The sequence below is a fragment of the Streptomyces sp. NPDC039424 genome (assembly GCF_055639495.1).
The window spans coordinates 137056-150173 of the sequence record NZ_JBVKAI010000015.1 but is presented as its reverse complement, the minus strand read 5'-3'; the positions used below and the strand labels follow the sequence as shown (position 1 = coordinate 150173).

Annotated in this window: 14 protein-coding genes and 1 riboswitch; of the genes, 11 read left to right on the top strand and 3 right to left on the bottom strand. The window is 73.1% G+C overall.

All coding sequences use genetic code 11. The features are described from left to right. Positions 1 to 511: 511 nt before the first annotated feature. A riboswitch (cobalamin riboswitch) is annotated at positions 512 to 635 on the top strand. Positions 636 to 774: 139 nt separating this feature from the next. The 7 genes from ACZ7L0_RS31260 to ACZ7L0_RS31230 all read left to right on the top strand — a co-directional run bounded on the left by ACZ7L0_RS31260 (position 775) and on the right by ACZ7L0_RS31230 (position 7741). Next, positions 775 to 1998 carry a prenyltransferase/squalene oxidase repeat-containing protein gene (locus ACZ7L0_RS31260; protein WP_471245876.1) on the top strand — a complete coding sequence of 408 codons (1224 nt, stop codon included), beginning with the start codon at positions 775 to 777 and terminating at the stop codon, positions 1996 to 1998. Then, the gene (locus tag ACZ7L0_RS31255; protein ID WP_471245875.1) at positions 1995 to 2651 is read left to right on the top strand and encodes an SCO2322 family protein; all 657 of its coding nucleotides are present in this window, start codon (positions 1995 to 1997) and stop codon (positions 2649 to 2651) included. Before ACZ7L0_RS31260 ends, ACZ7L0_RS31255 begins: the two co-directional genes overlap by 4 nt. Beyond that, positions 2644 to 3720, top strand: coding sequence for a CbiQ family ECF transporter T component (locus ACZ7L0_RS31250; RefSeq protein WP_471245874.1), 1077 nt, complete (start codon positions 2644 to 2646; stop codon positions 3718 to 3720). The genes ACZ7L0_RS31255 and ACZ7L0_RS31250 overlap by 8 nt, the downstream gene beginning before the upstream one ends. Continuing rightward, positions 3717 to 5372 carry an ABC transporter ATP-binding protein gene (locus tag ACZ7L0_RS31245; RefSeq protein WP_471245873.1) on the top strand — a complete coding sequence of 552 codons (1656 nt, stop codon included), beginning with the start codon at positions 3717 to 3719 and terminating at the stop codon, positions 5370 to 5372. Before ACZ7L0_RS31250 ends, ACZ7L0_RS31245 begins: the two co-directional genes overlap by 4 nt. Then, entirely contained in the window at positions 5369 to 6187 is an 819-nt protein-coding gene (locus ACZ7L0_RS31240; protein ID WP_471245872.1) for an ECF transporter S component, read from the top strand. The genes ACZ7L0_RS31245 and ACZ7L0_RS31240 overlap by 4 nt, the downstream gene beginning before the upstream one ends. Positions 6188 to 6492: 305 nt before the next feature. After that, positions 6493 to 6909 carry an aggregation-promoting factor C-terminal-like domain-containing protein gene (locus ACZ7L0_RS31235; RefSeq protein ID WP_471245871.1) on the top strand — a complete coding sequence of 139 codons (417 nt, stop codon included), beginning with the start codon at positions 6493 to 6495 and terminating at the stop codon, positions 6907 to 6909. Positions 6910 to 7057: 148 nt separating this feature from the next. Continuing rightward, positions 7058 to 7741 (top strand): YoaK family protein, encoded by a 684-nt coding sequence (locus tag ACZ7L0_RS31230; protein ID WP_471245870.1) that lies wholly within the window; start codon positions 7058 to 7060, stop codon positions 7739 to 7741. Between the two features lie 12 nt (positions 7742 to 7753). Here ACZ7L0_RS31230 and ACZ7L0_RS31225 read toward each other — a convergent pair whose 3' ends face one another. Further along, positions 7754 to 8947: a helix-turn-helix domain-containing protein gene (locus ACZ7L0_RS31225; protein WP_471245869.1), complete on the bottom strand. Its 1194-nt coding sequence runs from the start codon at positions 8945 to 8947 to the stop codon at positions 7754 to 7756. 182 nt (positions 8948 to 9129) lie between these two features. On the opposite strand from ACZ7L0_RS31225, the gene ACZ7L0_RS31220 reads away from it, so the two are divergent. Next, positions 9130 to 9735: a hypothetical protein gene (locus tag ACZ7L0_RS31220; RefSeq protein WP_471245868.1), complete on the top strand. Its 606-nt coding sequence runs from the start codon at positions 9130 to 9132 to the stop codon at positions 9733 to 9735. Positions 9736 to 9785: 50 nt separating this feature from the next. Beyond that, positions 9786 to 10250 carry a hypothetical protein gene (locus ACZ7L0_RS31215; protein WP_471245867.1) on the top strand — a complete coding sequence of 155 codons (465 nt, stop codon included), beginning with the start codon at positions 9786 to 9788 and terminating at the stop codon, positions 10248 to 10250. Here ACZ7L0_RS31215 and ACZ7L0_RS31210 read toward each other — a convergent pair. After that, positions 10245 to 10685, bottom strand: coding sequence for an ATP-binding protein (locus ACZ7L0_RS31210; RefSeq protein WP_471245866.1), 441 nt, complete (start codon positions 10683 to 10685; stop codon positions 10245 to 10247). The genes ACZ7L0_RS31215 and ACZ7L0_RS31210 overlap by 6 nt on opposite strands. A gap of 92 nt (positions 10686 to 10777) precedes the next feature. On the opposite strand from ACZ7L0_RS31210, the gene ACZ7L0_RS31205 reads away from it, so the two are divergent. Next, entirely contained in the window at positions 10778 to 11605 is an 828-nt protein-coding gene (locus ACZ7L0_RS31205; protein WP_471245865.1) for a helix-turn-helix domain-containing protein, read from the top strand. Beyond that, complete coding sequence (locus ACZ7L0_RS31200; RefSeq protein WP_471245864.1) at positions 11586 to 11768, top strand: DUF397 domain-containing protein; 183 nt, start codon at positions 11586 to 11588, stop codon at positions 11766 to 11768. Before ACZ7L0_RS31205 ends, ACZ7L0_RS31200 begins: the two co-directional genes overlap by 20 nt. Here the strand turns inward: ACZ7L0_RS31200 and ACZ7L0_RS31195 are convergent. Beyond that, on the bottom strand, positions 11752 to 12921 hold the full coding sequence (locus ACZ7L0_RS31195) for a steroid 3-ketoacyl-CoA thiolase (RefSeq protein WP_471245863.1): 1170 nt from the start codon (positions 12919 to 12921) through the stop codon (positions 11752 to 11754). The genes ACZ7L0_RS31200 and ACZ7L0_RS31195 overlap by 17 nt on opposite strands. Positions 12922 to 13118: the final 197 nt, after the last annotated feature.

Sequence of the window (13118 nt, the reverse complement as noted above, 5' to 3'; positions counted from 1 at the left end):
GGCATGACAACATCAGCTGCGGAATTAGGCAGCAATCGTTGACAGTTGAGGCCTGAACACGACAGGATCATGACGCAAGGTCACACTCCGAGGCCGCTCAGCGAAGCCGGAGGGTGCGCCTTGTCCCGCCCCGGGTGCTGCCTATGGGGGAGCAGCATCCGGGGCGTTACCTCTGCGCACGCCGGTCCGGGCGGGGCCTGGAACGCCACATCGGCCGGGCGGGCCGTTCTCGGCGTTGGCCGGACGCGGGCGCAGGGGTGGGCGGGGTCCCGGGCGGGCAGGACGTGCAGACGCCGCAGCGGGCGGGCGAGTTCCGCGCCCGCCTCCGCCGGGCTCAGCGAGGGGCACCGGGTAGCCGTGCTCGCGCGCGTACATCATCACCGCTCACCGCGCCCTCGGCGGAGGCGTCGATCTCGTACACCTCGGCCGACCGCCCCGGGCCGAGCGGTCTCCCCGTCGGTGTCATGCCGCGACCTTAGGGGCCGATGCTGTGATCCTCGGCTCACAGCCGTCCCTCAGTCTCAGGGTTACGGGCGGGTAGAGTGACCGCGTCGTCATCACACCCGTACGGGGGGAAGCCGGTGCAATTCCGGCGCTGGCCCGCAACCGTGAACCGCCCTGGGCGGTGAGCCGGACTGCCCTGTACGGGACGTTGACCGGCTCACGTGCGTCGGCGGCCCGCCGCGCACGGCACCGTCGAGGTCTACGGAGCCGAGCCGCCCGGGGTGTCCCGTGCTGCCCGCGCTCCGCTTCAGGGAGAGGCAGTCGCCGACCATGAACGTCCGCCGCAGCGCAGCGGCTCTGGCCGCCATCGGTGTGATGGCCGCCGCAGCGCCCGCCACCGCCGCGTCCCCGTCCCCCTCCCCGTCGACGGCACTTCCGTCGGGGCTGTACGGCAGCTCGGACCCGAAGTACGACGGTGTGTGGCGGCAGTCCCTCGCGCTGCTCGCCCAGCGCACCGTGGGCGTCCGGCCGGCCGCGAAGGCCGTCGACTGGCTGGTGGGGCAGCAGTGCGCGGACGGCGGGTTCGCCGCCTACCGGCCGGACCCCGCCAAGACCTGTGCGGCGACCAACGCCCAGACCGACACCAACAGCACGGCCGTCGCCGTGCAGGCGCTGAAGGCGCTCGGCGAGCACGACGGCGAGGTCCGCAAGGCGGTGACCTGGCTGAAGATGATGCAGAACAAGGACGGCGGCTGGAGTTACACGCCGGGCTCGCCCAGCGACACGAACTCCACCTCCCTGGTCATCGGCGCGCTCGCGGTGGCCGGCGAGGATCCCTTGCGGCTGCGCACCGAGGGCAGGACCCCGGCCGAACTGCTGGCCAAGTGGTCCATCTCCTGCGAGGGGGACGACGGGGGCGCCCTCGCCTACCAGCCGGACAAGAAGGGCAGGCTGGTGGGCAACGCGGACGCGACGGCCGCCGGGGTGCTGGGCGCGCTCGGCAAGGGCTTCGTGACGAAGGCCGGGAAGGCGCCGGAGGAGGGCTACGTCTGCGCCGACTCCGGCAAGCAGCTCACCCCGCAGGACATCTCCCGCAACGGCGCCGCGTACCTGTCGGACGCGACGCACGACACCGGCTACCTCAAGTCCGCCCTCGCGGGTGCCAAGGACCAGCCGGACTACGGCAACACCGCCGACGCGGTCGTCGCCCTCGCCGCGCGGGGCTGGACGAAGCAGGCGAAGAAGCCGTACGCCTGGCTGGAGAAGAACGGCGTGCCGTGGGCGAAGCAGAGCGGGCCCGCCGCCTACGCCGAGCTGATCTTCGCCGCGCACGCGATGGGCGCCGACCCGCGCGACTTCGGCGGTACGGACCTGGTGCGGGCCCTGGGCGCGACGGGACCGGCGCCGCAGACGGCCAAGGCGAAGGCCGCGCAGGACGAGAAGGACGAGGACGGCTCCGGGGTGAGCATCTGGTGGATCATCGGCACCGGCCTCGTCGGCGGGATCGGGATCGGCTTCCTGCTCAGCGGACGCAAGAGGACGCGGCAGCCGTGACCGCCGTCCGCCGTGCCGGGGCGCTGCTCCTGGCGGCCCTCCTCTGCGTGGGGCTCGCGGGTCAGGCGCGGGCCACCGGCTACCGGTACTGGTCCTTCTGGGAGCGCACCGGCGGCCACTGGACCTACGCCACGCAGGGCCCCTCGACCGCCCGGCCCTCCGACGGCGACGTCCAGGGCTTCCGCTTCGCGGTGAGTGCGGACTCCGCCGACGCGACGCGCCCGCGCGGTACGGCGGACTTCGACTCGATCTGCGCCGATTCGCCCGCGCGGGCGGGCCGGAAGCGGGTGGCGCTCGTGCTCGACTTCGGTACGTCCGCGGACGCGCCGTCGGGCGAGACCCCGCCCGCCCGCCGGACGGCCTGTGCGGTCATCTCCTCCGACGGGACCGCCGCCGACGCGCTGGCCTCGGTGGCGGGGCCGCTGCGGTACGACGCCGACGCACTGCTGTGTGCGATCGCGGGGTATCCGGAGAAGGGGTGCGGGGAGCAGGTGGCGGAGGGGAGGTCCCGCCCGGCGCCGGACCAGGCGCCGGCCCAGGCGAAGGACGACCCGGAGCACGGTCCGTCGGTGGGCCTGCTGGCAGGCGCGGGTGCCGTCGTGCTGCTGGGCGGAGCCGCGCTGTGGCAGGCACGGCGGCGCCGGGATGCGTAGGGCGCCGCGCGCCGCGGGTGTCCACCCCGGCGCCTGGTGGCTGTGGTCCATGGGCCTCGGCACCGCGGCCACCCGCACCACCAACCCCCTCCTGCTCGCCCTCCTCATAGCGACGGCGGGCTACGTGGTCGCCACCCACCGCACGGCCGCCCCCTGGTCCCGCTCCTACACCGCCTTCGCCCGACTCGCCCTGGCCGTCCTCCTCGTCCGCCTGGTCTTCGCGGTGGCGCTCGGCTCCCCCGTCCCCGGCACGCACGTGATCGTCACCCTCCCCGAAGTCCCGCTCCCGCACTGGGCGCAGGGCATCCGCCTGGGCGGCAGGGTGACGGCGGAGGCGCTGGTCTTCGCGCTGTACGACGGTCTGAAGCTGGCCACCCTGCTCATCTGCGTGGGCGCGGCGAACGCCCTGGCCAACCCGGCCCGGCTGCTGAAGTGCCTGCCCGGCGCGCTGTACGAGACGGGCGTGGCCGTGGTGGTCGCCCTCACCTTCGCGCCGAACCTGGTCGCCGACGTGCAGCGGCTGCGCGCCGCCCGCCGCCTGCGCGGCCGACCGGACCGGGGTGTCAGGGGTCTGCTGCAGGTCGGACTGCCAGTGCTGGAGGGCGCGTTGGAGCGGTCGGTCGCCCTCGCCGCCGCGATGGACGCGCGCGGGTACGGCCGCAGCGCCGACGTACCGGCCCGGGTCCGCCGTACCACCGCCGTCCTCACCCTCGGCGGGCTGCTCGGGGTGTGCGCGGGAACGTACGGGCTGCTCACCGCCGAGGGCGGCACATACGGCCTGCCGGTGCTGCTCACCGGGGTGGCCGCCGCGCTGGCGGGGCTGCGCCTGGGCGGGCGCCGCACACTGCGCACCCGGTACCGCCCGGACGCCTGGGACACGCGCGCCTGGCTGGTCGCGGCGTCCGGCGCGGCCGTCGCCGCGCTGCTGGCCCTGGCCTCGGCACAGGACCCCGCCGCCCTGCACCCCGGCGTGGTCCCGCTGATCGCGCCCACGCTTCCGCTCTGGCCGGCGGCGGCCGTACTCCTCGCCCTGTTGCCCGCCTTCGTCGTACCCAAGGAGCCGTCGTGATCCGCTTCGAGGATGTCTCCGTGACGTACGAGGGAGCGGCCGAACCAACCGTGCGGGGTGTGGACTTCGAGGTGCCGGAGGGTGAACTCGTCCTGCTCGTCGGACCGTCGGGCGTGGGCAAGTCCACGGTGCTGGGCGCGGTGAGCGGGCTGGTGCCGCACTTCACCGGCGGCACCCTGCGCGGCCGGGTCACCGTCGCCGGGCGGGACACCCGTACCCACAAGCCGCGCGAACTGGCCGACGTGGTGGGCACGGTGGGCCAGGATCCGCTGGCGCACTTCGTGACGGACACGGTGGAGGACGAACTCGCCTACGGGATGGAGTCGTTGGGCCTCGCCCCGGAGGTGATGCGGCGCCGCGTCGAGGAGACCCTCGACCTGCTCGGTCTGGCCGACCTGCGCGAGAGGCCCATCGCCACGCTCTCCGGCGGCCAGCGGCAGCGGGTGGCGATCGGCTCGGTCCTCACCCCGCACCCCAGGGTCCTCGTCCTGGACGAGCCGACGTCGGCGCTCGACCCGGCCGCCGCCGAGGAGGTCCTCGCGGTCCTCCAGCGCCTGGTCCACGACCTCGGTACGACGGTCCTGATGGCCGAGCACCGCCTGGAACGCGTCGTCCAGTACGCCGACCGGATCGTCCTGCTGCCCGCCCCCGGCGCCGCCCCGGTGCTGGGCACCCCGGCCGAGGTGATGGCGGTGTCCCCGGTGTACCCGCCGGTGGTGGACCTGGGCCGCCTGGCGGACTGGTCCCCGCTGCCGCTGACGGTGCGGGACGCGCGCCGCCGGGCGGGGGACCTCCGGGACCGGCTCGCCGGCCTCGCGGCCCCCGAGAGTCCGCCGCCGGTGAGCTCCGAGGCTCCCCGCCGTCGGCTCTTCAAGCGCGCCGCCCCCGCCCCGGCCCCCGCCCGGGTCGCCGAGGCCGACTCCCTCGCCGTCCGCCGGGCCCGTGTCCAGGCCCTCCGGCACGTCGACCTCACCCTCGCCCCCGGCGAGACGGTCGCCCTGATGGGCCGCAACGGCGCCGGGAAGTCGACGCTCCTCTCCGCGCTGGTGGGACTCGTCGCACCGTCCGCCGGATCGGTGCGCGTCGGCGGGGCCGTCCCGCACCGCACCCGGCCCCGCGACCTGGTGCGCCGGGTCGGTCTCGTCCCGCAGGAGCCGCGCGACCTGCTGTACGCCGACACCGTGGCCGCCGAGTGCACGGCCGCCGACCGGGACGCGGGGGCGGAGCCGGGTACGTGCCGTGCGCTGGTCTCCGAGCTGCTGCCGGGCATCACGGACCACACGCACCCCCGTGACCTGTCCGAGGGCCAGCGGCTGGCGCTCGCCCTGGCGGTCGTCCTGACCGCCCGGCCTCCCCTGCTCCTGCTGGACGAGCCGACGCGCGGCCTGGACTACGCGGCGAAGGCCCGCCTCGTCGCCGTACTGCGCGGGCTCGCCGCCGAGGGGCACGCGATCGTGCTGGCCACGCACGACGTGGAGCTGGCCGCCGAGCTCGCCCACCGGGTGGTGCTGCTCGCCGACGGCGAGGTGATCGCCGACGGCCCGACGGCCGACATCGTGGTCTCCTCCCCGTCCTTCGCGCCCCAGGTGACCAAGATCCTCGCCCCGCAGCGGTGGCTCACGGTGGCCCAGATACGGCAGGCCCTGTCATGACCGGCTCCCCGCGCCCCGTCCGCCTGGGCCCCCGCTCCGTCACCGCCCTCGCCCTGGTCGGCGCCGTCGGCGTGGTCGCCTTCGGCTGGCCCTTCCTCGCGCCACCGAGCTCGCGGATCGCCGCGCACGCCCAGGACGCGCCGTGGCTGTTCGCGGGGCTGCTGGTGCTGCTGATCGCGGTCGTCGCGGCGGCGATCTCCGAGTCGGGGCTCGGTCCGAAGGCCGTCGCGATGCTGGGCGTGCTGGCGGCCACCGGGGCGGCGCTGCGCCCGATCGGGGCGGGCACCGCCGGGATCGAGCCGATGTTCTTCCTGATGGTGCTCAGCGGCCGGGTCCTCGGCCCGGGCTTCGGCTTCGTCCTCGGCTCGGTCACCATGTTCGCGTCCGCCCTGCTCACGGGCGGGGTGGGGCCCTGGATGCCGTTCCAGATGCTGGCGATGGGCTGGTTCACGATGGGCGCGGGCCTGCTGCCGGGCCCGGACCGGCTGCGCGGCCGGGGCGAGCTCGCCCTCCTCGCGGTCTACGGCTGTCTGGCCGCGTTCGCCTACGGCACGGTCATGAATCTCGCGGGCTGGCCCTTCATGGGCGCCCTGGCCTCGAACATCGCCTTCGACCCGCACGCCGCCGTCCCCGCGAACCTGGCCCGCTTCCTCGCGTACTGCCTGGCCACCTCGCTCGGCTGGGACCTCGGCCGGGCCCTGTGCACGGTGGTCCTGACCCTGACGCTCGGCCCGACGCTCCTGCGGGCGCTGCGCCGGGCCACCCGGCGGGCCGCGTTCGAGACCGCGGTCACATTCGACGCGCCCACTCGGTGAAGCACCCCACATGACGCACGTCACCTACGATACGACCTCGTAGTGCGCCTTGTCCGATATGTCCGCCAGCGCACCCCCTCCGACCTGCGCTTTGAGAGCCAGTTCACACGAAGGGCTATTCCCCCCGATCCGGCCACAACTAGTAAAAGGGGTCATTGCGGACACGTTTCCGGCCTGCTTCTGTGGAGCACGTCGCCAAGCGCCACGAGCCCTCAGGGGCCGCGGCGCCGACGTAGGCCCCACCGCCCACCACGCGGTGCAGGCATACAAGGCGGCCGTCCTGCCCCCGACCGAAGAGGTTTTCTGTGTCCGTCTCCGTCATCCGCCGCATCGCTTCCCCGAAGAAGATCCTCACCTCCGCCGCCGTGGCCGCCGCCACCGCCGGCATGGTGGCCGCTTCGGCCCCGGCTCACGCGGCGACCGGCAACACCGTCGCCCAGGCCCAGACGATCGCGCACCGGATGATCCCGGACGCCGCGCAGTACAACGCCTTCGACAACATCGTGAAGCGCGAGAGCGGCTGGAACGTCAGCGCCACCAACTCCTCCTCCGGCGCCTACGGCCTGGTCCAGGCCCTGCCCGGCTCGAAGATGGCCTCGGCCGGTTCCGACTGGAAGACCAACGCCGCCACCCAGATCAAGTGGGGTCTGGACTACATGAACTCCCGCTACGGCAGCCCCCTCGCCGCGTGGAAGTTCTGGCAGGCCAACGGCTGGTACTGAGCCGATCCCGCCACCCCGGCCACACCCCCGGCCGACACCCGCGCGCGCACCCTCGCCCCACACCGGCGAGGGTGCGCGCGCATGTCCGCACGTCTCCCGTGATGGACTGGGAACCGCCCCGCCCGTCCGGCTGACCGGAGGACGACGCATGACGGACCGGACCCGGACCCGGACGAAGGATCCCGAGGCGCGCGGAGTGCGCCTGGTGGTCGTGTTGCTGGCGCTGACCGCGGTGAGCGGGCTGATCGACGCGGTGAGCTATCTGGGCCTCGGCCGGGTCTTCACGGCCAACATGACCGGCAACGTGGTGGTGCTGGGCTTCGCCGCCGCCGGGGCGCCGGGTTTCTCCGTGCCGCACACGGCGACCTCGCTGGGCTGCTTTCTGCTGGGCGCGGCGGGTGGCGGGCGGCTCGCGGCACGCTACGGCGGCGGGTCGCGCCGGACCTGGACCCGGATGATGCTCGCCTCCGAGGCGGCGCTGGTGGGCGGGTCGGCGGCGGTCGCCTTCGTCGCCCCGACCGGCACCGCGTACGCGCTGATCGCCCTCACCTCCCTCGCGATGGGTCTGCGCAGCGCCACCGTCCGCAAGCTGGGCGTATCCGACCTGACGACCACGGTCCTGACCATGACCCTGACCGGCCTGGCCTCCGACTCCCCCGCCGGCGACGGCTCCAGCCACCGCCACCCGCGCCGCACCGCCGCCGTCGTCGCCATGGCGGCGGGCGCCGCGCTCGGCGCCTGGCTGGTCCTCCACCACGGCCTGGCGCTGCCCCTGCTGGTTGCCGCGCTGACGGCGGGGGTGCTGGCGGTGGTGACGTCGGGGCGGGAGTAGGCGGGGGGCCGCTCAGCCGAAGGGCTTCCAGCGCCGGGCCGAGGTGTCGTACGTGTACCGGGGCAGCCCCTTGATACCGCGGGTGCGGAACGGGCGCCCGTGGTCGTCGATCCGGACCGTGCCGGTGCGGCCCTGCGAGGACCAGTCGAGCTCCAGGTACCAGCTGCAGTCGCAGTCCTCGGTCCGGGCGGTGACCAGCAGCACCTCCCGATCCGTGGCGGAGACGCGGTAGGGCAGGTGCACCGCCGGGATCGTCGTGCCCATGTCGCTGCCGGGGACCGAGCGGGCGATCGGCCGGTCCACGTCCAGGTTCACGGAGAAGTGGCGCGGGCCGATCTCATCGCCGCAGCCCCGGTCCATGGCGTAGGAGTTCGCCGGGGCGGGGTCGCCGCGGCCCACCACACGTACCCGGAGCGCCTCCAGGACGACGGCCGTGGAGGACTTCCCCCGCACGGATATCCGTACGTTCGTCCGCCGCCCGTGCACCGCGCCCTGCGTCGCCGCCCAGGTCCCGGCGTCCTGCTGGGCCGGGGGCGGGGGCACCTGCCCCGGCTCCTTGGCGATGACGTAGTCGTGACTGCAACCGAGCTGCCAGACCTGCGAGTCCGCGCTCCAGGCGAGGGGGACGCCGCCGGGTGCCTTCTCCGTGGGCGGGGTGGTGGTACGGCCGGGGCTCGCGTCCGGGGTCGCGGGGGCCGTCGTCCGGGTGGGGCCGGTGGTGTCGGGCCGGTCGGCGGGCAGGGCCAGCAGCGTGCCCAGCGTGGCGAGGAGCGCGCAGGCGACGGCGGCGGAGAGGGCGGTGCGCCGACGGCGGTACCAGGGCCGGGCGGACGGGGCGGGCGGGGCGGATTCCGGGGTGCCGTCGGCGGTGTCCGGCGCGGGCTCCCCCTCCGCCTCCACCTCCCCCTCCGCCGCCGCGCCCCCGCGAGGCCGCTGCCGTGCTTCCAGGGCCCGCAGCCAGCAACGGTGCAGTTCGAGCCGTTCCTCCGGCGACGCGCCGCAGAACACCGCCAGCCGTTCCACCGGGGCGAAGTCCTGCGGTACGGCCTCGCCCGCGCAGTAGCGGTGCAGCGTCGAGGTGTTCATGCCCAGGCGCCGCGCGAGGGACCCGTAACTGCGGTCCGTACGCCCCTTCAGTTCCGTGAGCAGCGCCGCGAACTCCGCGACCTGTTCACCCGACGCCGACACCCGATCCCCCGCGCTCACCCTGTCCCCTCCCGTGCCAGGGCATCCCAGGCACCCCTGTACCTGCACGTCAGAAGGGGTGGGATGGTTCCATCCCCGCGCAACCGGCCCTGGCCGTTGCGCCGGGTCGGCGGCACCGCCGAAGCTCTTGGTGTCGCACCGGCCGACACGACACCCAAGCACTCGTCCACGGGGGACCACCCATGCCCGAACGCACCCGAGCCGTCGTGCTCACCGCACTCACCGGCGCCTGCCTGGCAGCTCTCGCCGCACCGGCGGGCGCCGCCGGCAACGTGCCCGGCTTCCTCGCCGCGAAGGACCTCCCGCCGCACCCGTCCTCGTCCTGGACGGCCGGCAAGGTCACCAAGGGCGTACCGGAGGACCTGAACAGCTGCCTGGACCGGGCACTGCCGGGCCACGCCTCATCCTGGCACCGCGACTTCCGCACCGACCTCGACACCGGCGCCCGCCAGATCACCGTCGTCCTGCCGGACACCGCCTCGGCGAAGGGCCTGGCCGCGCGGGTGAACAAGGACATCCGGTCCTGCCCGGCGCGGATCGAGCGGACGTACCCGGAGGTCGACGCCACCCTCAAGGACTACGGCACCCTGCCCGTCGAGGAAGGCGCCCACGTCTACGGCCTGCACACAGCCGCCTCCTGGGGCGCGACCGACATCCACCTCCTGTCCGTCGGCCGGGACGGCCGCGCCGTGACGGTCGTCGACTGGGGGCAGATGGGCGACTTCGGCGACGCGCCGGTGAAGGCGTTCAAGAAGACCACGACCACGGCCGTCAACAAGCTCCACTGACCGACCGGACCACAACCGACCATCCAGAGCAGAAACGGGGAATCACCCACATGACCAGCAAGAACACCACCCGCCGCACCGCCCTCGCCGTCGGCCTCGCCCTCGCCCTGGGCCTCGGCGTCACCGCCCAGGCCTCCGCGGGCGCCCCGCGCACGATCAGCGGCAAGCCCTCGGACCCGGTCACCCGCATAGCCGACTTCTACGGCGCCTACATCGACGCCAAGAGCGACCCGGACCGTGGCGGCAAGCTGGCGGACGCCCTCCGCGCGTACTACATCAGCCCCGCCGGCCTGAAGGAGCTGAAGGCCTGGGAGGCGAAGAACCACGCGGACGGCGTCCTGCACGCGCAGAACGTGCCCCTGAGCTGGAAGGTCACGGACAACGGCACCGCGAACCACACGGAGGCCGGGGTGACGCTGACCTGGGGCGACGGTGCGACCACCAAGCTCGTCGTCGACATGAACCGCAACCACCAGATCATCCACATCGGCACCAAGGGCATCGAAGGGTCATAACCCGCCCTCTCGGGGGCACGGCCCGCACTCGAACCACACCGTCTTCCCACCCCCGGCGGGATCCACCCCCCACTTCCCCACCAAGGCGTCGAGCAGCAGCAGCCCACGGCCGCCCTCCGCGTCCGGCGCCAAGTCCTCCGTGACGCGGGGAAGTCGGGGGCACCCGTCCGTCACCTCCACCCGGACCCCCGCGCCCTGCCGCAGCAGTACCAGCGTGCAGCGGCGGTCCGGGACGTGCCGTACGACGTTGGCCACCAGCTCGGTCACCGCGAGCTCCACGGTGTCCGTCAGCTCGGCCAACTCCCATTCGTCCAGGCACGATCGCACGATCCGGCGGATGTGCCGCGCCGAGTGCTCACCGACGGTGAGGCGCATGCGGTACTGGGCCGGGCGGGGGCTCAGGCCCACCAGGGTGGGGGGAAAGTAGTCGTTCACGGGACGAGGATGACGCGGCGCGACTACTCTCGGCCACGGGATGGATACAACGGGTTCCGGTGTGGACCCGGGTGCGCGAGAGGGGACCGTGCGTGGCCCACATCAATGTTCTCGATCCGGGTGCGTCGCCGCTCGATTACTACGGCTATGAGCTGCGGCGACTTCGCGAGGCGGCGGGGCTGACGCAGCGGCAGCTCGGGGACATCCTCAACTACACGGGCTCACTGGTCGGCCAGATCGAGACGGCGAGGAAGGTCCCCACGCTGGAGTTCAGCGAGCGGGCGGACGCGGCGCTGGGGTCGGACGGGTTGCTGACCCGGCTGGTCGAGCTGGTGATGCGCAGTCAACTCCCCGCGTGGTTCAGGCATACGGCGGAACTGGAAGCACGGGCCACGGACATCTGCACCTTCCAGATGGGCATGGTGCACGGTCTCCTCCAGACCGGTGCGTACGCGCGGGCCACACTCGGCGCGCTCGACCAGACCAATCTGGACGACCGCACCGCCGTACGACTCGCCCGCCAGCGCATCTTCGAGAAGGAGGAGCCACCGATCTTCTGGATGGTCCTCAGCGAGGCCGCGCTGTACCAGGAGATCGGCGGCCCGGAGACCATGCGCGGCCAACTGGCCCATCTCTTGTCCTTCGAGGAGAACCCTCGGATCAACATCCAGGTGCTGCCGTATTCGTCCGGAGCGCACGCGGGACTGACCGGTACATTCACCATCTTCCGCTTCGCCACCGACCCTGACATTGTCTACACAGAGGGCTACGGCAGCGGGCACCCAACCGCAAACCCGGACACCGTCAAGAACTGCTCGCTCCGTTACGATCATCTCCAAGCCGCCGCGCGGTCCCTCCGGGACTCGGCGGAGTTGATCAGGCGCGTGACGGAGGAACGCTATGGAGACCAACTGGCGTAAGTCCAGCTACAGCAGCGACCAGGGCGGCGAGTGTGTCGAGTGCGCGCCCCTCGGCACCGCCGTAGCCATCCGCGACTCCAAGAACCCGGCGGGACCGATCCTCACCTTCGACCCCGCCGCGTTCACCACGTTCGTCTCCTGGACGTCTACAACCGCTGAATGATCGTGCCGGTGGCCAGCCCACCCCCCGCACACATGGTCACCAGCGCGAACTCCTTGTCGGCCCGCTCCAGTTCATGAAGGGCCGTCGTGATGAGCCGGGCCCCGGTCGCCCCGACCGGGTGCCCGAGCGCGATCGCACCGCCGTTCACGTTGACCTTGTCGAGGTCCTGCTCGAAGACCCGGGCCCAGCTCAACACCACTGAGGCGAAGGCCTCGTTGATCTCGACGAGGTCGATGTCCTTCAGGGACATCCCGGCCTTCCCCAGCACCGCGCGCGTCGCGTCGACGGGCCCGTCCAGATGGAAGTGCGGGTCGGCACCGACGAGGGCCTGGGCCACGATCCGCGCCCGGGGCTTCAGCTTCAGGGCGCGAGCCATCCGCTTCGAGGCCCACATGATGGCGGCGGCGCCGTCGGAGATCTGGGACGAGTTGCCCGCCGTGTGCACGGCCGTCGGCATCACCGGCTTCAGCCGGGCCAGCGCTTCCAGGGACGTGTCCCGCAGCCCCTCGTCCTTGTCGACGAGCCGCCACATACCCTGCCCGGCGTGCTGCTCCTCCTCGGTGGTGGGGACCTGGACGGCGAACGTCTCCCTCTTGAAGCGCTCCTCGGACCAGGCGACGGCGGCCCGTTCCTGGGAACGCAGACCGAGGGAGTCGACGTCGGCGCGGGTGAGCCCACGGTGGCGGGCGATGCGTTCGGCGGCCTCGAACTGGTTGGGGAGGTCGACGTTCCACTCGTCGGGGAAGGGCTTGCCGGGGCCGTGCTTGGACCCGGAGCCGAGCGGCACACGGGACATGGCCTCGACGCCGCAGCTGATCCCCACGTCGATGACGCCGGCGGCGACCATGTTGGCGACCATGTGGGAGGCCTGCTGGGAAGAGCCGCACTGGCAGTCGACGGTGGTCGCGGCGGTCTCGTACGGCAGACCCATGGCCAGCCAGGCGGTGCGCGCGGGGTTCATGGACTGCTCGCCGGCGTGGGTGACCGTACCGCCGACGATCTGCTCGACGCAGTCGGCGGGGATGCCGGTGCGGCCGAGGAGTTCGCGGTAGGTCTCGCCCAGAAGATAGGCGGGGTGCAGGTTGGCGAGCGCGCCGCCGCGCTTGCCGATGGGAGTGCGTACGGCTTCGACGATCACGGGTTCCGCGGCCATGGGGGTGCGTCCTCTCCCTAGGGCCTGTCCGGCGGAGCAGGCCCGGTCAACCCGCGCGGCGCGGGCGTCCCGGCCACCCGCCACGCAGAACTAGTACGCGTTCTAGTTCCTTGTGCAGTCTGCGGACCGTCCCTCCACAACCGCAAGAGGGGTGCACGTAATTGGGGTGGCGTTGCCCCTTGCGACTTGTAGAACCC